The sequence below is a fragment of the Pauljensenia sp. C0170B4 genome (genome assembly GCF_056590235.1).
This window is the reverse complement of the sequence record NZ_JBWPVS010000001.1, coordinates 289104-312282: the sequence shown is the minus strand read 5'-3', so window position 1 is coordinate 312282 and position 23179 is coordinate 289104. Positions and strand designations below refer to the sequence as shown.

Below are 23179 nucleotides of genomic sequence, written 5' to 3'. Positions count from 1 at the left end.
CCTTCATCAAGCTCTTCAAGAGTGCGTCGGATGCGTCGCTGGCGCGTAGCTTCCTGCTTCGCACTGGTGACCCAGCAGATAAATTCGTTGCGCGCAAGGGTGGTGATGTCACGCCACGCGGTTTCAGCCGTAGCGAGAATTTTGCGACCCTTTCGGGGCACAATAGGTCTATGTCTGATTCGCGCGGCTTTCGGAAGCGGTGGTGGCGGCCCTGTTCGTGGTTCCGCCATTCATCAGTGGATCAGTCCGCAACCGACGATTCCGCGTCCGAGTCGTCGACGCTGGAGCTCGAGCCGGACGGGTCATCGAACACTGAAATGGACGAGTCAGTTACCCCTTCGGGCAAAGATGGCGACTCGCCCAGCCACCCTCGTCAATCTGACGATGCGGATAATGAAGCGGGCGGCGACGGTGGTGAGCTGTCTGCGGCCGATCGCAGCACCCACAATCATATGAGTGAGTTGCCTGAGGAAAGCCTGCGCGTCCTTGAGAAAGCGCAGGAAGTCTTCTCGCAGCTGCCAGGGCCTATCGCACCTGAACGCTGACGCAGCAACCGCTCTGGCTGCCGGCGCCTGGCCTGGCTCTCGGTCGCGGATCGCCGCCTGCACACGAGCTGTCTCCCGGCCGCAGAGGACTCCCGCACAAGGCTTAGATCTCGCCTAAAACCCGCCGCCCGCGCACGACCTACCTCCCGTTGCGCGCATGGAGGAAATCCGGTCGGATTTTACTGTCCACTGCACCAAAAAGCTCCAAATCTGCAACACTTGGGTTTATACACTTCTAACAGGCGAGTTAGAAGGCCGAAATCACTGACGGCGCGAAGGAGAATCATCCATGTCGACGAACCGCTTCCGCTCGAACTCGAGCGCGCAGCCGGTCACTTCGACGTCCGATACGACTCGGACGTCCTATACAGCAACCGACGCGAATGCATCACGAAAATCAGGGCCGACCATCGGTGAGCTCTTTGCCACCCTGTCCGCTCAGCTCACTACGTTGGTGCGTGGTGAGATTGAACTGACGAAGACGAAGGCAACCGCATTCCTGGGAAAGATCGGCATGGGTGGCGGCCTGCTCGCTGGAGCAGCCGTTTTCGCACTGTTCATGCTGGGCTGGATTTTCCACACGATCGAGCTCGGCATTGCACAAGCTCTGCCTCGTTGGGCGGCATCGCTGATCGTTGTCGGAATTCTCCTCATCATCGTGTTGATTCTGGCGCTGGTTGGTGTCTCCGCCCTGAAGAAGGCAAAGGAAGACACGCCTGCTCCTCAGGAAGGCCTGAAAGATGACGTCGATGCGCTGAAGAAGGGATTGGGTAAATGAGCCAGTCAGAACCCCGCAAAGCTGAAGGTCGTTCCCCCGAGGAGATTGAGCGCGAACTGGAGCGCACCCGCGCACAGATGAGCGTCACCGTTGACGAACTGGTGAAAACCATCAGCCCGTCCAACCAGGCTCGCCTCGCGAAGGAAGCTGCACAGGAGAAGGCCAAGGATTACCAGGCCAAAGCACAGTTACTGGTCGACGATGCCCGTGCGGGTGATTCAGACGCCATCATGAAAGTTGCGGCGGCAGCGATGGGCGTGAGCGCCCTCGTGGGCCTCGTGATCTTCAGGATCGTCAAACGCTGAATCGCCACGTCATCCTCGTGTAGAGGTTCTCGGCCCGCAGGCGACACGATGTCTCATGTCACACGAATAGGTGACATGGCTTTGAACACGCTATGATGTGGACACGACAGAATTTTGACCAACATAGGACACCGCTTTACGCGGATCCGCACACCGTGGAGGGGGTCGACGCCATGGGGCGCGGCCGTCAGAAGGCCAAGCAGACGAAAGTCGCACGTAAGCTGAAGTATTTCAGTCCCGATACTGATCTGGAAGCCCTCCAGAGAGAGCTGGCTGCCGAGCGTAAGGGAGCCGATCCAGATGACCCATACGCAAAATACATCGACGATGACGATCAGCAGGATGATTCCTATGAGGATCTGTACGAAGACCGTTACGCCGACATGTTCGCGGATGAGGAAGACGAGGACGATGACTACGGCGCATACGAAAGCGACCAGAGTTCACGCTGAGTGACGTCCACTGTGACGTACGTTGTTTCACACGATTGACGAGGGCGGCGCGCTACGCACCGTCCTCGTTTTATGTTTGCGCGCGACGCGGCGCCCGGAGTCCGCGGATTGACGGCACATTTCCCTTGGATCTAACTGAGCTGTGTGCACAACCCCCTGGATCTAAGCCACCGGTGTGCACGAACCCCTGGTTCTAACCCGTTCGCGCGCACAATCCCCTAGATCTTCCGATTTGCGTGCACAACCCCCTAGATTTAACCGGAGTTCATTTCTCGCGTTTTACATATGCGCAGGTCAGGAGCCAGATGTACTGCCGCGCGCATCCGCAGGTGGGGTTTATCTAGGGGATCGTGCACAAATCACTTTAGATCTAGGGGATTGTGCGAGAAAACTGTTTAGATCTAGGGGGTTGTGCATAGGGTGCAGCGAACGCGGGGCCTGGTGTGCGACAACCGGTGGACGACAGCCTGCACGCGGCGCAGCGAACGCGGTGCACTCCACCATAGCCGCTGGCATCAGCCTGCTACCGAAGCCGCTCAGCTCACGCGATAACTGCCGGATAGCGCCACGGCCCCGGCATCGACTCCCTTGGCACCGCAGATCAGTCGCGGCTGGGACGTGCTCAAGGCGGCTCCCGTTGTGGCATGGCCCGCTGCAGCAGTGCGTTCTACGGAAGAGCCTTCAGCAGCAGTGCGTTCTGCAGCAGGACGTTCTGCAGCGGAACCCTCTGAGGCGATGACCTCGCCCAGCACCCACGCCTCTATCCCAGCGTCGGCAGCGAGCGACATGCACTGGTCAGCAGTGGACTGCCCGACTACAGCGACCATGCCAACACCCAGGTTCAGTGAATCCTCCAGAGCTTCCCATGTCACGTCACCGTTGCGGCGCACCCACTCGAACACGGCAGGCACAGTCCATGAACCACGATCCACAGTCGCGCACAAACCGCTGGGAATGACTCGGGACAAGTTGGCTCCCAATCCCCCGCCGGTGACGTGGCTCAGGGCGTGCAGGCCACCCTCGTCAACACCAAGAGAATCCAGCATGTCGAGGCACACACGGGTGTACAGACGTGTGGGTTCAAGCAGTTCCTCCCCCACTGTTCGACCGAAGTCGGCGCACTGCGATTCCAGAGAGGTTCCGGAGATGTCCAGAACGCGTCGCACCAGCGAATAACCGTTGGAATGCAGGCCAGATGATGCCAGAGCGATCACGGCGTCACCTTCGCGCACGCGGTCAGGGCCGATCATCTTGTCCGCGTCCACTACGCCGGTTGCAGCACCGGCGATGTCGTAATCGTCCGGATCCATCACTCCGGGATGCTCAGCAGTTTCGCCGCCCACCAGCGGGCAGTCGACTTGTTCGCACGCCTGGGCGATGCCGCGCACGATCGCCGCGATCTTTTCCGGCACAACCTTGCCGCACGCGATGTAATCAGTCATGAGCAACGGCCGCGCACCCACAACAACGATGTCATCAACGACCATGCCTACCAGGTCTTGGCCGATGGTGTCGTGAATATTCAGCGCCTGCGCCAACGCAATCTTCGTGCCCACACCGTCAGTAGAGGTGGCCAGCAGCGGGCGCGTCATTCCGAGCAGAGCGCTCGCATCGACCATGCCGGCGAACCCGCCGGTTGCTCCTACAACGGTGGAGTTATGCGTGCGGCTGATGGCGTTCTTCATCAGTTCCACCGCGCGGTCACCGGCCGCAGTGTCCACGCCTGCTGCCGCGTAATCAAGATGCTCGCTCACAAGATCCTCCGAGTTGTAGCTGTGTGACTAGACCGTTGCGCCCGGCGTGCCGGGGATGGGTGTGCCGCGTGTGACAGGTTCGGGGTACGCGCCGGTGAAACACCCTACGCACAGGTTATCGCCTTGCCCGGTTGCGCGGACCATGCCGGGAAGTGAGAGGTAGGCCAGCGAATCAGCACCAATGGAGCGACAGATTTCGTCCACATCCATCGACGAGGCAATCAGTTCCGCCCTCGTCGGAAAATCAATGCCGAAGAAGCAGGGCCACAGCACCGGCGGCGAGGAGATACGCACATGAACTTCCAGCGCGCCTGCTTCGCGCAGCATACGCACCAACGCGCGCTGAGTGTTCCCGCGCACGATCGAATCGTCGATGACGATGAGTCGTTTGCCGGCGATAACTTCCTTGAGCGGGTTGAGCTTGAGTCGGATACCCAGCTGACGCAGCGACTGCGTGGGCTGGATAAACGTGCGGCCCACATAGGAGTTCTTCACAAGTCCCTGCGCAAAAGGGATGCCTGATTCTTCGGCGTACCCGATCGCAGCGGGTGTTCCCGATTCGGGTGTCGGCATGACCAAGTCGGCCTCGGCCGGATTCTCCTTAGCCAGGATTGCTCCCATTTGCCGACGAGCCGCCACGATCTGACGATCCCCGATCACCGTGTCGGGGCGCGCAAGGTAGACGTATTCAAAGACACATGTTGCGCTGGCGGCCTGCGCAAACGTGTAGGAACGCACTCCAGAAGAGTCAATGACCACCAGTTCGCCCGGCTTGATTTCTCGCACGAACGAGGCGCCCACCAGATCCAGTGCAGACGTTTCCGAGGCGAGCACCCATCCGCGCGGCAGGCGTCCCAGCACGAGTGGACGGTATCCGTGCGGATCACGCGCACCATACATGGCGTGCTCGTCCATGAACACCAGTGAGAATGCGCCGCGCAGCAGTGGCAGAACCTTGAGCGCGGAGGGCACCAGTGAGCCATGATCCTCATCGTCGTCGGCTTCCCTGGCCTGGCGTATCGCCTCTGACAGGGCACCCTGATCGATTTCTCCGGATGCGCGGCGTGCGGCCTGGAATGCGGCTTTAGAAGGGCGGTCGGGCTGCGCATTGTCTGCTCCTGCGGGCGCGGTATCGGCTTGTGCGGTGGGCGTGGTGGGCTCGGAGTCGAGCACGGTCCGCGCGGCGGGCTTGGCAGATGCTGGTGCGGTAGTGGGTGCAGCGGACGTGGCTGCGTCGCCCTCGTCCACATCTTCGGCAGCCCCTTCTTCGCCGCGCCACGGGGCGGGCAACCGGTCAGCTTTACCCAGCAGGTCAGTAATGATCGAGGTGTCAGTGGTCGAATTTCGGTCTGCCCGGCGTTCGCCATGACTGATTTCATCGACGAGGGTGCTCAGCGCAGCCGTGTTGATCAGATTGCCGTTATGTCCTAGCGCGACTGTGCCCCACGGTGTCGGGCCGAGCGTGGGCTGGGCGTTGTGCCAGTTGTCTGCACCGGTGGTGGCGTAGCGGACATGTCCGAGGGCGATGTGTCCACGCAGACCTGTCAGGGTTTGCTCGTTGAACACTTGGTTGACCAGGCCCTGATCCTTGTACACGAGGATGTTGTTACCGTCAGAGGCGGCAATACCCGCCGACTGCTGGCCACGATGCTGCAGCGCGTACAGGCCAAAATATGTCAGGCGTGAAACATCTTCGCCTGGCGCCCACACGCCGAAAACGCCGCAATGGTCGTGTGGATGATCGTCAGTGTCGTCAGGAAGCGACATGCTCATAGTCACGCCTCTACTGTGTCATATCCACTGGTCGCAGAGCCAATCTTCAGACCATGAGATTGCACCCTTTTTAGGACTGTCGGGGCGTGGCTGAAGTTGGCGGGGCGTCATCCCATTCTGAGAGCAGGCCGAGGAAGCGCGACAGGAAACGATCAGGGCGCGTCAATCATCGACGAGGAGGACATGTCATCGGTCAGATCATCGACCAGAAGATTCTCTGAATCCCAATTCCCCGTGAGATAGGTCGCTCGACCCACGAGGTGCGACGACACGGGCGCGGTAATGACCTGCAGGACGAGGACTGCGACGGCGAGCACTGCCCAGCGCCAGTTATGTAATTCGAACGCCATGCCAACGCAGATGAACATCAGTCCGAGCAGCTGAGGTTTTGATGCCGCATGCATGCGCGTGAACAGATCCGGCATATTGATCAGGCCGATCGCTGCAATCAATGTAAAGGCCACGCCGATAAAGACCAGGATGGCGCCGATCCATTCCATCACCATCAGTGTTCCTCCTGCGTACCGTGTTCGGGGTCGTGCACCAGTTCCAGGTCGTGCGCTGCGTCAACGGCTCCCGTCTGGCGGGCATCGTGCACGCTGCGCTGAGCATCCTGGACGCTGCGCTGAGCGTCCTCAGTTTCTTCACGCTGAGCTTCTTCAGCCTGCCGCTCACGTTCAGCTACCTGCTCCTGGGCCTCTTCCTCACTCAGGATGCGCTGCTGGCTGCGGTCGATACGTGTGGCGAAGCGTGAGACCACGACGCCGGACATGAATGCGGTCAGCGCCAGAATGATGAGCAGGACGCTCAGGTCGTAGCGATGCCACCACACGATCATCACGGCGATCATCCCGATTCCCGCGGCCGTCAACACGTCGAATGCGACGGTTCGGTCCAGCAGACCGGGGCCTTTGGCAATGCGGATCGTGGCGAGTACTGCCGCGAGCACGGTCATAAGTCCTGTCAGGGCATGCAGGAGGTCAAGCGCTGAAAAGTCGCCGATCATTGATCCTCCTCACCACGCGCGCCAGGTTCACCGGCAGTGTCCGAGGGATGAGCATCACCGGGCTCTTCGGCATTGCCCGAGGCATGGGCATCGCCAGGTTCACCGGCAGTGTTCGAGGCAAAAGCATCACCCAAGCCTTGACCCTCCCCAGACTTCGTCGTCTCTGTTACGTCCAGCCCACGCTCTTCTTCCGGCACGACCTTTGTCAGATCCACCATTCCGGAAATGTCTCCCTGCGTGGCATCGCGCAAAGCCTTCGCGTGATCAACAGTGTCTCGAACATCGTCGCCGTGATTCCTCTGCGTCCCTTCGCCGGATGCGGGTTCCTCATGATGGTCCTCGCCGGTGGGCGTCACCTCACGCAGCGGCGGCTGAGCCTGAGTCGTCTCAACTGTGTCTTCGACGGGAACGCACCTCTCCGAGGCAGTCGGAGATTTCTTGTCCCACGACCAAATCGGCTTCACCGGCAGGTCAATCCCCCACTGCTCCAGGTGCTCGCTGGCTGCAATGGCACGCAGCATGCGTGCTTCCTGAGCGCGAATCGACTCTTTGACCCCGTCGATACCGCCTTGAGCCGGAACGTCAAGCACATGCAGGTACAGCCCGGCTGAAAGCCTGTCCACGCGCAGCACGACGGTCCCTGGCACCAGTGACGTCATTGCCGACTGAATCGTCAGGTGTACCGGGTTCGATGATCGCAGATCGACTCGCACGATCGCATTGTCCACGCGCTTATTGAGCAGCACGACTTTTGACACCTGCAGCCCGGCCACGATGACATCGCGCGTGAAGGTCAGCAGCACCCACAGCACGTACAGCGGACGGATATGCCACAGGCGAGTGATGTGCGGCAGTGGGAACGCCACCTGGACGGCGAGGGCGACCAGCACACCTGAAATAATCGTCAACCAGTCAAAATGTCCAAAGATCAGGCACCACATGATCGTCAGCCACAGCGTCATCGCGATGGAGAGGCGCTTACCCAGGGGGGTGTGGCGTCGTGACACGTGCGGTTCCGGCCCGGCCGGGTTCGACGAGGTTACTGAGGCTGTCATGATCGCCTCCCATCCTGCGATGTACCAACCTGCCCACGCGTTTCGCCACTTTGGTTACCGGCATCTGACTGGCCGCTTTGACCCGATTGTGCATCGCGCCCGGACTGGGCCGAATCCGACTGAGAATCGTGATCCGACTGAGGCGCGTCGCCCTCGCCCTCACTTTGCTGATCTTCAATGGGTGAAGCCGTGGGGTCAGGTGAGGGAACGACCGGCGTGGTGCCGCCCGATTCCGTATCTGACGTGCCGCTACCGCGCCCGTCGCCTCCCAGAACGGCGTTGATGTAGGGCGTGCGTGCCAGCTGGTCGCGCGCGCCTTCTTCCACATAATTCCAGATCGGTCCGGATAGTGCGGCCATCGCGATCTGCACGCCGACAAGGACGGCCACGGTTGCCGACATCAGTCGTGAGGTTCCTCCAGACTTCGCTTCCGCTTCAGTCAGCGCGGATCGAGCCACTTCCTGAGAGTGCTGGAGGGAGCTGCGCATAGTGCGCTGGGCTCGGTCAAACTGGCGTGACAGGCGCGACGAGCTATTCGATGACATACCCGGAATGGGCAGAGAGGAAGCCAATGCGAGCGGCGCATCATCTTCTGTTTGCCAAAACGCCTGATGCCACCATTTGATGACGACGTACAGCGTGAGGAACGAGGTGATGATGCCGCCTGCCAGCAGTGCCCATGCGCTGAACGTGCCCGCTTCGACAGATGCCTGCGCCAGGGCGAACTTCCCGATGAAACCGGTCAGGGGCGGAACACCCACCAGGTTGACACCGGCGATGAAGAACATGATCGACACGATGGGGGCGCTCCTGGCAAAACCGGACAGTTTGGCCAGCGATGTCGTTCCCGCTCGCCGTTCGATAAGACCAGCAATCAGGAACAGTGCCGTTTGCACCAGAATGTGGTGGGCCGCGTAATAAATGACTGCCGCGACACCCACACGCGAGGAGATCGCCAGGCCCCACACCATGAAACCGATGTGCGAGACCAGCGTGAAGGACAGCAGACGTTTAATGTCATCCTGGGCAACAGCCCCCAGGATGCCGCCGATCATGGTCGCAATGCCGACGACTGTCAGTATCGGGGCGAAGCGATCACCGGGGAAAAGCAGGACTTCAAGCCTGATCAGCGCGTACACGCCGACCTTCGTCATCAAGCCGGCGAACACTGCCGTCACGGGCGCCGGTGCCGTCGGGTAGGAGTCAGGAAGCCAGGCCTGCAGTGGGAACAACGCTGCCTTGATGCCGAAGGCCACCAGCAGCAACATGTGGATCATCGTGGCCACGTTCTGGTCAATCTCCGGTAGGCGCAGCGCCAGTTGCGCCATGTTGACCGTGCCGGTGGCAGCGTAGGTCAATGCGATGCCGGCCAGGAAAATCGACGATGACAGCAGGGAGACGACCACGTACACAGCACCCGCACGCACTCGCCCTCGCGTGCCGCCCAACATGATCAGGACGAACGAGGCGGCCAGCAGGATCTCAAAACCCACGAACAGGTTGAACAGGTCACCGGTCAAAAATGCGTTAGCCACGCCTGCTGACAGAACCAGGAACGTCGGGAAGTAGATGGCGATCGGCATGTTCGGCTCGTCATCAGCCAGATTCTGAGCCAGGGAATAGACCAGAACGGCCAGCGTCACGATCTGAGATACCACCAGGAACGCGCCGGAAACCCGGTCAACGACCAGCGTGATGCCGATGGGAGCGGCCCACGATCCCACGTCGAGGACGACGCGACCGGTGTGCGCCGCACCTGCCAGGACGACCGATGAGACGGTGGTCAGTGACAATGCGACCAAGGCGATGAGCTGTTGAATCTTCGGGTGCCGTGACAGCGCCAGTGCCAGTCCTGCGCTCAGCAGTGGCAGTGCCACGGGAATGGGAACGAGCCAGTCCAGGGAGGTCATGGTCGGGCCTCCTCTTCGTCGTCAGCGTCATCAACGCCGTTAGCGTCGTCAGTGCCGTCCGCGTCATCCTCGTCAGATTGGGAATCCTCATCGTAGTTAATGTCTTCGTCCTCATCACCGGAGGAGGCCACATCCTGAGCCTCGGTAATTTCAGCTTCGGCGCGGCGCGCCAGCAGGCGGTCTTCCACGTCATCGACCACTTCATCGTGTCCGAGCAGTCGCCAGGAGCGGTACGCCAGTGCCAGGCCGAAAGCAGTGGTGCCCAACGAGAGCACGATGGAGGTGAGGATCATAGCCTGCGGCAGTGGATCAGCCATTGCCGTCGGGTCTTCACTGCCCAGCAGGGGTGGGCGTCCGGCTGCTCCACCGCCGGACAAAATCAAGACATTCACGCCGTGTGTGATCAGGCTCAGGCCGATGAAGATACGTGACAGGGTGCGCTCAAGCAGCAAGTACACGCCCGTGGCCACCAGAACTCCGGCGATCACCAGCATCGTCAGGGAAGCAACGCTCATCAGTGTTTCCTCCCTGTCTTTTGCTGTGAAATCGGGGTCGGAGCCTGCTGATCGATTTCAGCACCGGCCGAGGCCACCAGGTCCAGCACCAGGCCGACCACCAGGATGTACACGCCGACATCCAGGATCATGGCGGTGGTGAAGTGAATGTCGCCCAGCACGCCGACGTCAATGGTCAGCGGCGTGGATTGGAGCACCGAGTTGCCATACAGCAATGGCATCAGCGCACCGCCGGCAGCCACGAACAGGCCCGTGCCCAGGACGCGGCCCGCTGGAATCGGGATCGCTTCAGCCAACTCATAGCGCCCACCTGCCAGGTAGCGCAGGACAAAAGCCAGGCCTGCGACCACACCGCCAGAGAAGCCACCACCCGGATTGTTGTGACCGATCAGCAGCAGCCACAACGACACGACAATCATGGTCGGGAACAGCAGGCGGGTCACTACTTCCAGAACAGTTGAGCGGTCCTGGGAACGCAGGGCGGTTGCTGCAGGCAGGAAAGAGGTGGACTCCCTCGTCAAGTCACGCGGGGCACGCTCCACCCGTCCGACACGTGAGGACACGTAGATCAGCGAGGCGACACCTGTTGCCGTGACCAGCAGGACTGACAGCTCACCAACCGTGTCCCAGGCGCGGATATCCACCAGGATCACGTTGACGATGTTCTCGCCGTAGCCGAATTCGGAGGCCTCGTTAGGCATCAGCTCCGACACTGCGGAGTGGATACGCGCAGACGAGGCATACAGCCCGACAAACACAGTGCCGATCCCCATGAGCAGGGCGACGATGAAACGCCACCAGCGTGAACGTGCCAGCGGCCTGTCGGAGAAGAAGCGTGGGAGGCGGCGCAGCACGAGCACGAAAATCACCATCGACACCGATTCAACAACGATCTGCGTCAATGCCAGGTCAGGTGCGCCCTGCGATGCATACAGCACCGCCACACCCAGGCCCACACCACCGAGCGCGAAGACGGCGCGCATGCGTCGCCTGGAGCGGGCGGTGAGCAGAGCACAGATAATGATGACAATACCGATGCCGACCTGCAGTATGGAGTCCCACGGACGAATGACGTAGGTGCTGGGTCGGAAGATCAACACCGCAGAGCCCACACCGATCAGCATTGTCACGACGATTGTCGACAGGTCCCAGGGCAGCGAACCGCGCTGGATAAGTCGGGTGACGCGTGTTGCGATGATTTCCAGTTCACGCACCGACCAGGAGTAGATGTAAATGGCGGACAGCGGGGAGCGTGGCTTGGGTGAGATCAGCCCACTCGAATATCCAAACGCTGCCAGCAGCGCGCCACCTGCGAAAATGGCGAGTGTGATCAGTGCCGGTTCCCAGCCCGACCACCAGGCCACGTGTGCCGAGCCGTCCAGGTCGTACGCCCCGTGTAGTCTGAGCACGTCTTCCAGCCCGGTCGGCGCCAGCCCGATCAGTGCGCCGAGGGAAAGCAGGCAAATCGGGATCAGCATCAACAATGGGACGGGTTTGACGCGCACCAGCTGACCGTTCGCATCGACCTCAGGGGCTGATTTCTGGGTCACAGCAGCTGATCCTTCGGTGTTTTTCTTCTGCTCGGTCGGGGTCAGTGTGCGCGTCCCGAATGCGCCCCACCATGCGCGCCATGAGTATGCGACAGTCAGCATCGATCCGATTGCGATCACGGCAAGAACAATAAGGTCAAATAGGGTTGGCCCCGAGTATGCGGCCTGCGCCCCCGTCCACGGCGCTCCTGAACCTCCCAAAAGGGTGGAGATCATGGATTCTTTGCCGACATATCCCACTGTGATGGGAACACCCGCCATTGACAGGCATGCCAGCGCGGCAGCTACGGCAAGCACGGGAAGGCGTCGCGCCAGACCGGTCAGACGGCGAAGATCGCGCGTGCCGGTCGAGGATTCAACCGCACCGACTGTCAGGAACAGCGTGGATTTGAAGCACGAGTGAGCGACCAGCATGATCAGTCCTGCCACCATTGCGCCGTGACTGCCGAACCCGACTGTCGCTGTGATCAGCCCCAGTTGCGAGACGGTGCCGAATGCCAATACGAGTTTGAGGTCTGTTTGACGCAGTGCGCGCCACCCGCCCAGAACCATCGTGATCAGTCCAATAGTCACGATCAGCGGGGACCATAAAGCGATCTGGGTTGCACCGGGTGTCAGGCGGGCAACCAGGTACACACCTGCTTTGACCATTGCCGCCGCGTGCAGGTATGCGGACACAGGTGTGGGTGCAGCCATCGCGCCGGGCAGCCAGAAGTGAGCAGGGAAGAGCGCGCTCTTTGTGAATGCGCCGAGCAGGACGAGGACAGCCGCGGTCGCCACAAGCGGCGATCCGGCATCCATCGTGCCGTCGGCCAGGTTCGCGGCCAGCTCGGACAGGCGGAAGGAGCCACCGGGAGCCAGACCCCACATGACGAAGCCTGCGAACATGGCCAGTGAGCCTGATGTGGTGATCAGCAGTGCCTGCCGGGCTGCAGCTCGTGCAGGCCGGCGGTCAAAGTGGTGCCCAATCAGCAGGAATGACAAAAGCGATGTGGCTTCCCAGAAGGTGTATAGGCCCATCGTGTGATCAACGGTGACCACGCCGAGCATCGCTCCGGCAAAGCCGACAAAGACTGCTGCGAATCGCCTGCTTCCAACCGCTGAGTGCCCAAAATACCGTGACGAGTACAGCAGGACGAGGGCACCCACGCCTCCCACGATCATCGTCATCAGCCACGACAGCATGTCCATGCGGAACCAGATGTCCAGATCCAGTCCCGGAACCCACATCACGTGTTCAGCTGGAATCGTGTCAGCATTGCCCGACAACACCTGGGAGGTATGGACCAGTGCCCACACGAATGCTGATCCTGGCACCAGGGCCAACAACATGAACGCAATGCGATGCAATCGCCCGACAAGCCACGGCGCTACAATTGCCGCGCATATATGCGCGGCAAGCAGCGTAATCATTCAGAACCTCCGCAGCGGTCGTCGTTCTCAGCGGGAAGATGGGCGCCGTGCGCGGGGCAAGCACACAGGTACGTCCCGCATTTACGAACGGTCATTTCTAGGATAATGCACCTGCTGATAATCTGCGTGCCCTGCCCAAAAGGCCTCAGCCACGGGCAGAGCTGATCGGTCGCATGCGCGAGGGGCTCTGCGTGAGAGGATAATGAGACACATCAGGATCAACAGACCGATCATTCCAGGAGGAAAAAACTCACATGGCCTCTCCCGTCATCGTCACGGTTTCATGGGTTTTCGCCTGGCTGGTCACTCTGATTGCCCTGGTGTCACTAGGCCGAGGCATCGCCCATCTGGTTCGCCAGTTCTCACAGGGCCAGCCGGATCACACGAGGATGCGTCCTGTCGGGAAACGCCTGTGGACGATGCTCTCCACGATCATCACGCACCGCGAGTTCACAAACAAGCCAGTCGTGAAAGTCGCGCACTGGTTTGTCATGGTCTCCTTCCCCCTGCTTTTCCTGACCTTGATCAGTGGTTATGCGCATCTACGCGACCCTCGCTGGTCGCTGCCGCTGATCGGCACGTGGGCGCCGTGGCAATGGCTCGTCGATATTTTTGCATGGGCCGGGTTGCTGGCGATCATCGTGTTAATGGTGATCCGTTACCGCACCGGACACCGCCCCGAGCCGCTCCCGGCCGACGCCACCTTGCGTAAGCGCACGTCCCGTTTCTTCGGTTCGACCCGCTGGCAGGCCCTCTTCGTTGAATGGGTCATTGTCATCGTGTGCGGGTGCGTGGTGGTGTTGCGCGGATTGGAGGCCGCCCTCGTCGTTGCTGATGGAGGCGATGCGTCGTGGTGGCACTATCCGCTGACCGGTTGGATTGGATCGCTGGTATCCTCGGCGGCTCCTTCCACGCTCGCCACGGCAATTGTGCTGGTCAGTCTGCTGAAGATTCTTGTGTCGATGCTGTGGATGGTCGTAATCGGCGTGCAGACATCGATGGGTGTGGCATGGCACCGCTTCCTCGCCATCGTCAACCTGTATGCGCGGCGCAACGCCGACGGCGCGAAGTCACTGGGGCCGGCAGCGCCGATGCTCGTTGATGGCGAGCCGCTGACTGACCTGGACCGCCTCGACGACCTGCCTGATGACGTGCCGCTCGGCGTGGGAACCGCGCAGGACCTGACGTGGAAGCAACGCCTGGACCTGTATTCCTGTACCGAATGCGGCCGCTGTCAGGAATTGTGCCCGGCGTGGAACACGGAAAAACCGCTGTCTCCTAAACTGCTCGTCCTGGCGTTGCGCGACCATGTGGAATCTGTTTCGCGCGTGGAACTGACCGACATGGACGTACCTGAGGAGATTGACCCGGGTGAGGACAAGACCCTGATCGAAAAGGGCGTCCTTCCCTCCCCGCACACCAGCGACGTCCTGCACGCCTTGTCATCCTCTGGTGCGACCGGTCCGCTTGGGGTGCGCGACACCGACGGGCCACTCGTTCCCGACGTCATTGACGAGGGTGTCCTGTGGGACTGCACGATGTGTGGTGCGTGTGTGGATCAATGCCCGGTCGATATTGAACACGTTGACGACATCTTGAATCTGCGACGCCACCAGGTGTTGATGGAGTCTGCATTCCCGCGCGACCTGGCGCGCCCGTTCCGCGGGATGGAAAAGAAGGGAAATCCGTATAACCAGTCGGCTCGCAAGCGTCTGGAGTGGGCGAAGAACCTGGACTTCGAGGTACCGGTGATCGGAGAGGATATTGAGTCTGCCGATGACGTGGAGTACGTGCTGTGGGTCGGATGCGCAGGCGCGTACGATGATCGCGCGAAAAAGACCACTGCCGCGCTGGCCGAACTGCTGCACACCGCTGGCGTGACGTTCGGGGTGCTTGGATCCGCCGAGTCGTGTACTGGGGATCCGGCGCGTCGTGCCGGCAATGAGATTTTGTTCCAGATGCTGGCAAGCGCCGCCATTGACACGTTGAACGAGGCTCACGCGAGGAAGATCGTTGTGACGTGTGCTCACTGCTTCAACACGATTGCCGGAGAGTTCCCGCAGCTGGGCGGCACTTTCGAAGTAATCCACCATACGCAGTTGCTGAACCGTCTGGTGCGCGAGAACAGGCTTACTCCCCTGCCGCCCGCACCCGGTGAGCGCCACCAGACGATTACGTATCACGATCCCTGCTTCCTGGGCAGGCACAACCGTCTCTTTGAGGCACCGCGGGAGCTGCTGGGATCACTGCCGAGTGTGGACATGGTGGAGATGCCGCGCAACCGCGAGCGTGCAATGTGCTGTGGTGCAGGTGGCGCGCGGGCGTGGATGGAGGAAACACGTGGCACGCGCATTGCGGATAACCGCATGGATGAGGCGCGTGAATCCGGAGCACACGTCGTGGCAACTGCGTGCCCCTACTGCTCGCAGATGCTGGGATCGGCGCACGGTGAGAATATGCCTGAAGTCAAGGACGTTGCCATGTTGCTGCTCGAGGGCGTCCACCGTCACCGCGATGCAGCCGGAGACGACGGGGCCATCACCTAGCACCAGTGGAACAGGTCTGCAGGTGTGTTAGTCGTCCTGGTCGCTCATGGCGACCAGGAAGTCATCCTCGTCAACCACGAAGCCACCCACTGCGGAGACGATCAATCCGGCGGCGCGCTCAATGTCGCGTGCGGAACGTGCCCGCTCAAGCCTGGCTGTCCGGGTGAGCATATTCGTCGGCGCATGCACTTTCAGATCCGCATGGTTCAACCAGTGCAGCCTGTAGCAGATCACCGACTGTGATTCCCATATTTCCCAGCGCAGGACTCGAGGAATGTCGCGCGTGACGGTGACTTCGCAGGAAAACTCAGACCGGTTACCAGCCGGCGCGACCAGGCAGTAACCGTCAAGCACCTGGTCGCGGGTTGCCGCCTCGGCTCGGTCGCGTTTGAGTCTCTGAGCGATGTCTTCTCTCAATGCCGGCGTTGAGCTCTGGATCGCGCGCGCAGCTTCAACTTCACGCTGTGTCAGGCGGCGCTGCTGCCTGACACCCAATTCCCGCGAGTCAACCACCGTTGGGAAATCCCTGCGCAGCAGCTCCATCAGTTCATCGGGGTCCAGCCAGCGCCTCGAATACAGGGTCAGCCCCACTGCCGAATCCGGGTCAGGCTGAATGACATCACCGGACGTGTCGGTCGCGATGCGCAGCGCACCACCCAGGCGTCGAGCCATGCGATACAGGACCAGCAAGACTTTGTACTCCAGTCCTATCGGCATGCCGTCTGGGAATGCGCGCGCCCACCTGTCACGCTCTTTCATGTCCTCATCTGGAGCTTTCCCACGTGACGCGGGACAATTCAGGATCCACGCACGCGTCAGGTCCGCGCCCGATCCAAGCTCGGCGCGAGTCGCCGCATCCACACTCCACGGGCCATTGAGCCGCGCGGACTGGCACAGCGTCAGGTTTCCTGCCCCGGCCCATCCGGCGTCATCCCACACAGAAATTGCCAGCGCTTCGAGTTCTTCGGGGTCGACCTCCGGGCTGAGCAACAGCACATGGTGCTCACGCGCACTGTCCACGTCGAGTGGGTGCGGGTCCTCCAGGCGTGTCAGCGGCGCACTGATCGGTGCTCCCGAGTCATCGCGGGCCGCGCGGCCCCCCTCGTCAATGCGGAACGAATCCGTCAAAACGTTCAGGCCGCTCAGCGCCGTCAATGACGTGTCAGCCAAAAGGCTGGGTGCCTCGCGCTGCGCGGCCCGTTCACTTTCGGTCGCGTCGGCAGCCTCCCCCTGCTGCTCTGCACGCTTTTCAACACGGCGGTCCGCCTGGGCGAAACGGTCATGAATTGAAATGCGCGTGGGTCGGCCAGGCGCAGTGTTGTGCGACGAGGGTGCCTCTGCGCCACTGCCAGGTGATGACGTGTCAGTCATCAGCCCCACGCTCAATTCTGGTGCGGGTAAAGCGCACATGCGTGCGGGACGGGGTCGGCCCGCGTTGGCCCTGATAGTGGGAGCCGGCCGCAGCTGATCCGTACGGGTTCTTCGCGGGCGAGGACAGATCAAAGAAACACAGCTGTCCGACCTTCATGCCGGGGTGCAGCAGAATCGGCATCGTCGCTGTGTTCGACAGCTCCAAGGTCACATGGCCACAAAATCCGGGGTCAATGAACCCTGCAGTCGAGTGCGTCAGCAATCCGAGCCGGCCCAGCGACGACTTGCCTTCCAGGCGCGCGGCGATGTCATCAGCCAGGGTGACCTGCTCGTAGGTGGCTCCCAACACAAACTCGCCGGGATGCAGCACGAACGGGTCGTCCGGTCCCACATCAATCAGATGTGTCAGGTCTGACTGGTCGGCCGCCGGATCGATCACCGAATAGCGGTGGTTGTTGAACAGGCGGAAGAGTCGGTCGAGGCGTACGTCGATACTGGCGGGCTGAATCATCGAGCGGTCGAGCGGATCGAGATTGATCCGCCCCGAATCCAGGCTGGCAGCAATGTCACGGTCACTCAGGAGCATGTGTTGATTGTCCCACGTCGGCGCCCCAGCTCCAACTGAACGACAACTTGCCCGTAGGCTGTAGTCATGTTTGACGCGGTAACGACCTGGTACAGGCACAATCGGCGTGACCTTCCGATGCGTTCTGACCATGTCAGCCCGTGGGCCACCCTGGTTTTTGAAGTGATGAGCCAGCAGACCCCGATACCGCGGGTCCAGCCGATCTGGGAGCGGTGGATGGAACGCTGGCCCACGCCTGTTGATCTGGCCCGTGCCAGGCGCTCCGATATTCTGGTGGCGTGGGACCACCTGGGCTACCCGTCGCGAGCCCTGCGTCTGCATGCATGCGCTCAGGTGATCGCCAACCGCCCCGGTTCGCGTGTACCGGCCGATATGGATGCTTTGCTGGAACTGCCGGGAATCGGTCCCTACACCGCTTCAGCTGTCGCATCCTTCTCATTCCACCAACGTGTCCCTGTACTGGACACCAACATTCGTCGGGTCCTCACTCGCGTATTTGACGGCCGCCAGTTCGCCCGAAAATCGGCCCCTTCACGAGCCGAACAGGATCGCGCATGGTCATTACTTCCTGACGAGGGCGACGCTTGCGCCTTGTGGAACGTGGCCATCATGGAGCTTGGCGCACTGGTGTGTACGCAGCGCGCACCGCTGTGCGATCAATGCCCGATCAGTGAGCGGTGCCGATGGCTTGCTGACGGTCAGCCTGCCGATGCGGTCAAACCGCGCGGCCAGGCGTGGGCGGGAACCGACCGTCAGGCTCGTGGCCGCGTCATGGCGCTGCTGCGTGATGCTCACGCTTCTTCAGCGGAGCGCGTCGGCCGCGATGCAGTCATTCAAGCGGCCACCTTGCCCGGCGCTCCAGCCGACCAGGCAGTGCAAGTGGTGGATTCCCTCGTTAATGACGGGTTGATCGAAGTGGATCGACGCGGAACGTATGGCCTGCCTGACTAGAGCGCTGACCGCCCATTAGAGGGCCGCATAAAGCCCGCTCTTGCGGTCAGGACGGCCTGCGCAGAAGGCAGTCCCTTGGTAGCTGATTAGTAGCGAATCGCGTCGATCGGGCGCACCCGGATGGCTGCCACTGCCGGAATAATGCCGCACAGAGCGCCAACTGCAGATGCGATCCCGACGCCGGCGGCGGCCGCGGAAGTGGGGAACGCCGGTCGGTCCTGCAATATGATGTCCATTGACTCGAGCGGAATGAACTGCAGGATCACGATCGCAATGCCTACCCCGATTATGCCTGCAACAAAGGTCGCGACCACTGATTCCATGAACACGGCGAAGAAAACTCTGCCGGCCGAGGCACCCATTGCGCGTCGGATGCCGATTTCCCGGATACGTTGACGCACCGTCACGATCGCCACGTTCAGCAAGCCCAATGCGCCCAGGGAGATGACGATCGCGCCGATGATCATGACTATCAGGCGTAGCGTCTGAGTCTGATCCTGCACACTTTCGAACTGCTCGCCGCCACTCACATCCACGCGCCAGCCCTGACCCAGAATCGCACTCAGAGCCGCGGGTAGTTCGGTGCGTGCCTGGTCAACCTGGTCTTCACCGCTCCACACCAGCATCGTCGGAAAACCTCCGATGCCTCTTGCCATTGTCGGGTCGGCCGTGTCCTGTGGTTTGGTCAGCTGCCAGGCGTCGTAGTGCATGTAGATGATGGGCTGATCCCAGGCGGATTTCGCCCTGACCACTCCGACTACACGCAGCTGCTGTGTCTGCTTGCCGGTCACGTTCAGCACAATCGGGTCAGCAATGTTGGGCTTGCCCAGGTATTCCCACAAAATACTGTTGATAACAACAGGGCTGACCCGCTGGTTGATGTCACTGTCCTGCAGCCAGCGTCCCTGCACCGGCTTCAGGCGGAACAGCACCTGATAATTCGGATCCACCGCCTGCAGTGCCAATCCTCCAAATCCGTATTTAGGCTCCACAACCGGAACCCCGCGGAACGACCCGGTTTGCTGGGCTCGATCGACTTCTTCGATCTGAATGGGGGAATCTTCCAGTCGTGACCAGTACGGAATTGAGAAGCGGTCCGCCAGCGTTTTCATGGCGGTAGACACCGGGTCGGCCACGATACCGGTCGCCTGATCGGACCAGCCCATCTGGTCCTGGTCTTCCGGCTCAGTTGAATCCGGTGCCGCGTCTTCGGCATACGCCACGGCGCCACCGCTTCCCACGACCATGCCGCCACCAGGTGGCGCGCCCGCAGTGTCGCCACCGCCGTCTCCGGTTTTTTGCGGCATGAGCCGCAGCGTAATATCCCGGCCGTTGAACGCTTCATTCATTTCCTTGTCCGCCTGCCCGACCATGTCACCCAACGCAATTACCGTTGACATGGCGGCAACAGCTGCCACGACACCCACCAGGGAGAGGATCACGCGCGCTTTCTGCACGCGCACCTCACCCCACGCTTCGACGAGTGCGCCCACAATCTGGCTCAGGATCCTCATGGCGTCACCTCATTTCCACGGGGTTCCCCGTCCTCCGTGACGGTCACTTCCTCAATGGTGGCTGTGTCTGTTTCTTCGTCGCACAGTTCAGGCGCGGCCGAAGCCTCACCCTCGTTGCTCATTGGCATGTTCGAGGGCGACTGGGGTGTCTGATCGTGCCCTGTATCCAGCGACATGACGGGCACCCCGTCTGAAACGGCGGCAACGGTGTGCTCAGACAAATCGTCAACATTGTGCAGGATGCCGTCGTAGAGGGAATACGCGCGGCTCGCTCGCGCCGCCACATTCATGTCGTGCGTAATGACGATCAGGGCGGCATTGTTTTCCGCAGCCACGTCTTCGAGCAGTTCCATAATGATGCGGCCGGTGTGCGGGTCCAGTGCGCCCGTCGGCTCGTCGGCCAGAATGACGCGCGGCGTGCGCACCAAAGCGCGCGCAATGGCGATACGTTGCTGCTCACCGCCCGACATCTGCGTGGGATAGGAGTCAAGGCGGTCGCCCAAGCCAACCCGCTCGAGCATGTCAGCCGCCAGGTTGCGACGGTTCCAGAACTGGCGGCCTGCCGCATACAGCAACGGGACTTCCACGTTCTGCAGCGCTGTTCGAGCACTGAAAATGTTGAACTGCTGAAAGACAAAGCCGAAGGACGATCCTCGAAGTGCTGATCGTTTCCCCTCGCCCAGGCCCGATGTATCAACACCGTCGATGCTGTAGGTCCCACTGGTCGGCTTGTCCAACAGTCCAATAATGTTGAGCAGCGTGGATTTGCCGGTTCCTGATCGCCCCACGATGGAGACGTGGTCGCCAGGCTCCACAGTCAGATTGACGCCCCTGAGGATGTGGAGATCATCCCCATCGGGCAGCGTGACTGTCCGTGTGACGTCATGAATGTCGAGCAGTGCCACGTCAGCACCCTTCACCTGTCATCGGGTCACACATGTCCTGTTCCTGCTGCTGGCCTGGGATGAATTCGAGAACTTCCTGATCCTCGGTCAGGCCCTCGACGATCTGCACGCGTTTGCCGTCAGTGATTCCCAGCTTGACTTCCACCTTCGTCGGGTTCGCCGGATCATCTGTCGGCATGTAGACGTAGCCGTTCTGGAAGCGTCCCTCAACTGCGGTTGCGGGCAGCGTCATCACGTCAGCTGCTTCACCGGCAACCACATCCATCGTCACCTGCAGGCCGGCAAACACCTTCTGGTCACCGGGAATGGTGCACGTGGCGCGAATGCCTGACTGAGTTGAACCTGAATTGCCATCCATCTTGGGGACAGACCCGGAATCCTGTCCCGATGCCTTGGGCGTATCGATACGAAGCCCCGTGCATTCGAACGGTGCCGGACCGTTCTTGATCGTGATTGTCGCCTTTTCAGGTGTTTGCTGCATCCGGTACATCTGGTCGGGTGTGAGGCTCGCGCTGGCAACAAAGGTAGGCGGCTGAATGGAGCCGATCGGATCCCCCACGTTGAACTGCTGTTCAACCAGCGCATTCAAGGCGAGCGCACCGTCTGCCGGCGCATAGACCACTTCGCTCTTCCAATACTTTTCACCCGGGATGACGGTCGGATTGCCTTCTTCATCGACGCCCTGCTGGTCTTCACCCGTTTCTTCGCGTTGAATCAGCAGAATCGGATCGCCTTTGGCAACGTTTTGGCCATCTTGCACGTATACCTCAGTCACTTCGCCCATCATGGTGGCTTTCACCGGCGTGGCAGCGACCGGTTCGATCGTGCCTTCCAGCGACAGCGTGTTCGTGATCGTGCCCTTTTCGGGCAGAACTGTCATCTGTCCGTATTGCGCGCCAGGATCCAGCGCGTCACCCTCGGGCTTGTTGGCCGAGGGGAAGAATGCGAACTTCACGAATGCGACGGCGATTACCACCCACGCCAGGACTTTGATGATTGAAAGCACCAACGCGCCTTTGGACCGGCCTGCCATATATCCTCCTTGAGACTTGGCACGTCAGCCTCGGCTCAAGATCCCCGTGGCGTTGGTGCGCATCATGACGAAACTGAGTGTAGAACGCGCGGAGGATCACCCTCGAACATTCTGCGACCCCCCGCCCAAAATCAGGGTTTTTTCAGGGACGGCTCAGGGATGAGACGACGCCACGGTCACACACAGCGTCCGTGAGCGGTCGCGCCCGGCGACCTCGTACCCACCTGCACCCGCGCGCACCCGTCGCGAAAAATTCGTCAACTTTTTATTTTCAACTTGCCGTGCCGAGGGCGCCCGGCAGTGTAGTCTGAAACGAAGCGGCATTGAGTTCCCACTCATTCCACGGTGGGGGCTTGCCGCAGACGCCCTCGAACATGCGACAACTGGATACAAGACCTCCTGTGCTAGGAAGTCGTCAGGAATGGGCCTGAGTGATTTCAACGATGAGGTGACTATGACTAATCAGCAGAAAGTGAAGGCGGCGGTTTATCTTCACGCTGTCTTGCGAAATATTGAGCAGCTGTGCGAGCTCGACTCGCGCGCACGCTCCATCGTGGCGGACTCTGATACGAGTGTCGATTTCCACATCCCCGGTATTCAACCACTGACTTTGATCTTCGACCACGGATCCTGCACCGCAACGACCGAGCCGAAAACAAAGCCGACGATTTCACTGGTGTTTGCATCATCCAAGCACTTCAACGGCATGATTGACGGGAAAGCGAATCCGATCCCAATCAAGGGCTTCACTCATATCAAGTTCCTGACGGACGAGTTCACGCAGATCACCGATCGGCTCACGGAGTTCTTGCGCCCCACACCCGAAGCTCTCAAGGACCCGGAATTCTCACGAATTTCAACGATCCTGACGGCCAACGTCGCCTTTTCCGCGCTCGGCCCGATCGCCCGCTATGACGATCACGGTAAGAAGAACGCGGGGCGCATCCCCGATGGCAACATTCTGGTCCACGTTGAGGACGGCCCCGAACTGACGATCCATGCCGAGGGCGGCGCGCTGAGCTTGAGCCAGGGCCGGATCCGCCCCATCAGCGCACTGATGTCGTTCGATTCGATTGAGACAGCTCAGGGCATTTTGAGCGGTGAGCTCGACTCATTTGCGTGCCTGGGGAAGAGTCGCCTGAAGATTCGAGGGCGAATCGCCATGATCGACAATCTCAACAAGCTGCTGGGCCAAGTCCAGACATATCTGGCGTAGG

Annotated in this window: 20 protein-coding genes and 1 pseudogene; 7 read left to right on the top strand and 14 right to left on the bottom strand. The window is 60.8% G+C overall.

What is annotated here, in order from left to right; translation table 11 throughout:
- Positions 1-11: 11 nt before the first annotated feature.
- Positions 12-230, bottom strand: a pseudogene (locus AC1EJ1_RS01405) (YdeI/OmpD-associated family protein); the annotation flags it as partial.
- Here AC1EJ1_RS01405 and AC1EJ1_RS01400 point away from each other — a divergent pair.
- The 4 genes from AC1EJ1_RS01400 to AC1EJ1_RS01385 all read left to right on the top strand — a co-directional run bounded on the left by AC1EJ1_RS01400 (position 171) and on the right by AC1EJ1_RS01385 (position 2080).
- On the top strand, positions 171-545 hold the full coding sequence (locus AC1EJ1_RS01400; RefSeq protein ID WP_285015028.1) for a hypothetical protein: 375 nt from the start codon (positions 171-173) through the stop codon (positions 543-545). The pseudogene AC1EJ1_RS01405 and the gene AC1EJ1_RS01400 sit on opposite strands and share 60 nt — an antisense overlap.
- Before the next feature lie 289 nt (positions 546-834).
- A complete protein-coding gene (locus AC1EJ1_RS01395) occupies positions 835-1323 on the top strand; it encodes a phage holin family protein (protein ID WP_082628598.1) in 489 nt (162 codons plus the stop codon).
- Positions 1320-1628 carry a DUF3618 domain-containing protein gene (locus AC1EJ1_RS01390; RefSeq protein ID WP_285015032.1) on the top strand — a complete coding sequence of 103 codons (309 nt, stop codon included), beginning with the start codon at positions 1320-1322 and terminating at the stop codon, positions 1626-1628. The genes AC1EJ1_RS01395 and AC1EJ1_RS01390 overlap by 4 nt, the downstream gene beginning before the upstream one ends.
- A gap of 173 nt (positions 1629-1801) precedes the next feature.
- A complete protein-coding gene (locus AC1EJ1_RS01385; protein WP_285015096.1) occupies positions 1802-2080 on the top strand; it encodes a DUF3073 domain-containing protein in 279 nt (92 codons plus the stop codon).
- Positions 2081-2616: 536 nt separating this feature from the next.
- Here the strand turns inward: AC1EJ1_RS01385 and purM are convergent.
- The 8 genes from purM to AC1EJ1_RS01345 all read right to left on the bottom strand — a co-directional run bounded on the left by purM (position 2617) and on the right by AC1EJ1_RS01345 (position 13056).
- Positions 2617-3765 carry a phosphoribosylformylglycinamidine cyclo-ligase gene (gene purM, locus AC1EJ1_RS01380; protein WP_480289596.1) on the bottom strand — a complete coding sequence of 383 codons (1149 nt, stop codon included), beginning with the start codon at positions 3763-3765 and terminating at the stop codon, positions 2617-2619.
- 96 nt (positions 3766-3861) lie between these two features.
- On the bottom strand, positions 3862-5607 hold the full coding sequence (gene purF / locus AC1EJ1_RS01375; RefSeq protein WP_285015097.1) for an amidophosphoribosyltransferase: 1746 nt from the start codon (positions 5605-5607) through the stop codon (positions 3862-3864).
- Positions 5608-5759: 152 nt separating this feature from the next.
- Positions 5760-6113, bottom strand: coding sequence for a monovalent cation/H(+) antiporter subunit G (gene mnhG / locus AC1EJ1_RS01370; protein WP_285015037.1), 354 nt, complete (start codon positions 6111-6113; stop codon positions 5760-5762).
- A complete protein-coding gene (locus AC1EJ1_RS01365) occupies positions 6113-6613 on the bottom strand; it encodes an MrpF/PhaF family protein (protein WP_285015038.1) in 501 nt (166 codons plus the stop codon). Before AC1EJ1_RS01365 ends, mnhG begins: the two co-directional genes overlap by 1 nt.
- Positions 6610-7668 (bottom strand): Na+/H+ antiporter subunit E, encoded by a 1059-nt coding sequence (locus tag AC1EJ1_RS01360; RefSeq protein WP_285015041.1) that lies wholly within the window; start codon positions 7666-7668, stop codon positions 6610-6612. The genes AC1EJ1_RS01365 and AC1EJ1_RS01360 overlap by 4 nt, the downstream gene beginning before the upstream one ends.
- Positions 7665-9578 (bottom strand): Na+/H+ antiporter subunit D, encoded by a 1914-nt coding sequence (locus AC1EJ1_RS01355; RefSeq protein ID WP_480295224.1) that lies wholly within the window; start codon positions 9576-9578, stop codon positions 7665-7667. The genes AC1EJ1_RS01360 and AC1EJ1_RS01355 overlap by 4 nt, the downstream gene beginning before the upstream one ends.
- Positions 9575-10093 (bottom strand): Na(+)/H(+) antiporter subunit C, encoded by a 519-nt coding sequence (locus AC1EJ1_RS01350; RefSeq protein WP_480295223.1) that lies wholly within the window; start codon positions 10091-10093, stop codon positions 9575-9577. The genes AC1EJ1_RS01355 and AC1EJ1_RS01350 overlap by 4 nt, the downstream gene beginning before the upstream one ends.
- The gene (locus AC1EJ1_RS01345) at positions 10093-13056 is read right to left on the bottom strand and encodes a Na+/H+ antiporter subunit A (protein WP_480295222.1); all 2964 of its coding nucleotides are present in this window, start codon (positions 13054-13056) and stop codon (positions 10093-10095) included. The genes AC1EJ1_RS01350 and AC1EJ1_RS01345 overlap by 1 nt, the downstream gene beginning before the upstream one ends.
- Positions 13057-13310: 254 nt before the next feature.
- Between AC1EJ1_RS01345 and AC1EJ1_RS01340 the strand changes: the two genes are divergently transcribed.
- Complete coding sequence (locus AC1EJ1_RS01340; RefSeq protein ID WP_480295221.1) at positions 13311-15602, top strand: (Fe-S)-binding protein; 2292 nt, start codon at positions 13311-13313, stop codon at positions 15600-15602.
- A 27-nt stretch (positions 15603-15629) separates the two neighbouring features.
- On the opposite strand, the gene AC1EJ1_RS01335 is transcribed toward AC1EJ1_RS01340, so the two are convergent.
- On the bottom strand, positions 15630-16973 hold the full coding sequence (locus AC1EJ1_RS01335; RefSeq protein ID WP_480295220.1) for a PRTRC system protein E: 1344 nt from the start codon (positions 16971-16973) through the stop codon (positions 15630-15632).
- The gene (gene dcd, locus AC1EJ1_RS01330; protein WP_058237351.1) at positions 16966-17559 is read right to left on the bottom strand and encodes a dCTP deaminase; all 594 of its coding nucleotides are present in this window, start codon (positions 17557-17559) and stop codon (positions 16966-16968) included. Before dcd ends, AC1EJ1_RS01335 begins: the two co-directional genes overlap by 8 nt.
- Positions 17560-17625: 66 nt before the next feature.
- Between dcd and AC1EJ1_RS01325 the strand changes: the two genes are divergently transcribed.
- Entirely contained in the window at positions 17626-18510 is an 885-nt protein-coding gene (locus AC1EJ1_RS01325) for an HhH-GPD family protein (protein WP_480295219.1), read from the top strand.
- An 86-nt stretch (positions 18511-18596) separates the two neighbouring features.
- Here the strand turns inward: AC1EJ1_RS01325 and AC1EJ1_RS01320 are convergent, their stop codons facing one another.
- From AC1EJ1_RS01320 to AC1EJ1_RS01310, 3 genes are read right to left on the bottom strand one after another with little or no spacing between them, the layout of a single operon-like run.
- Positions 18597-20024, bottom strand: a complete 1428-nt coding sequence (locus AC1EJ1_RS01320; protein ID WP_480295218.1) for an ABC transporter permease — start codon at positions 20022-20024, stop codon at positions 18597-18599.
- Positions 20021-20929: an ABC transporter ATP-binding protein gene (locus AC1EJ1_RS01315; RefSeq protein WP_480295290.1), complete on the bottom strand. Its 909-nt coding sequence runs from the start codon at positions 20927-20929 to the stop codon at positions 20021-20023. The genes AC1EJ1_RS01320 and AC1EJ1_RS01315 overlap by 4 nt, the downstream gene beginning before the upstream one ends.
- A 1-nt stretch (position 20930) precedes the next feature.
- Positions 20931-21962, bottom strand: a complete 1032-nt coding sequence (locus AC1EJ1_RS01310; RefSeq protein ID WP_092648870.1) for an efflux RND transporter periplasmic adaptor subunit — start codon at positions 21960-21962, stop codon at positions 20931-20933.
- A gap of 454 nt (positions 21963-22416) precedes the next feature.
- Between AC1EJ1_RS01310 and AC1EJ1_RS01305 the strand changes: the two genes are divergently transcribed.
- Positions 22417-23178, top strand: coding sequence for a hypothetical protein (locus tag AC1EJ1_RS01305; protein ID WP_480295217.1), 762 nt, complete (start codon positions 22417-22419; stop codon positions 23176-23178).
- Position 23179: the final 1 nt, after the last annotated feature.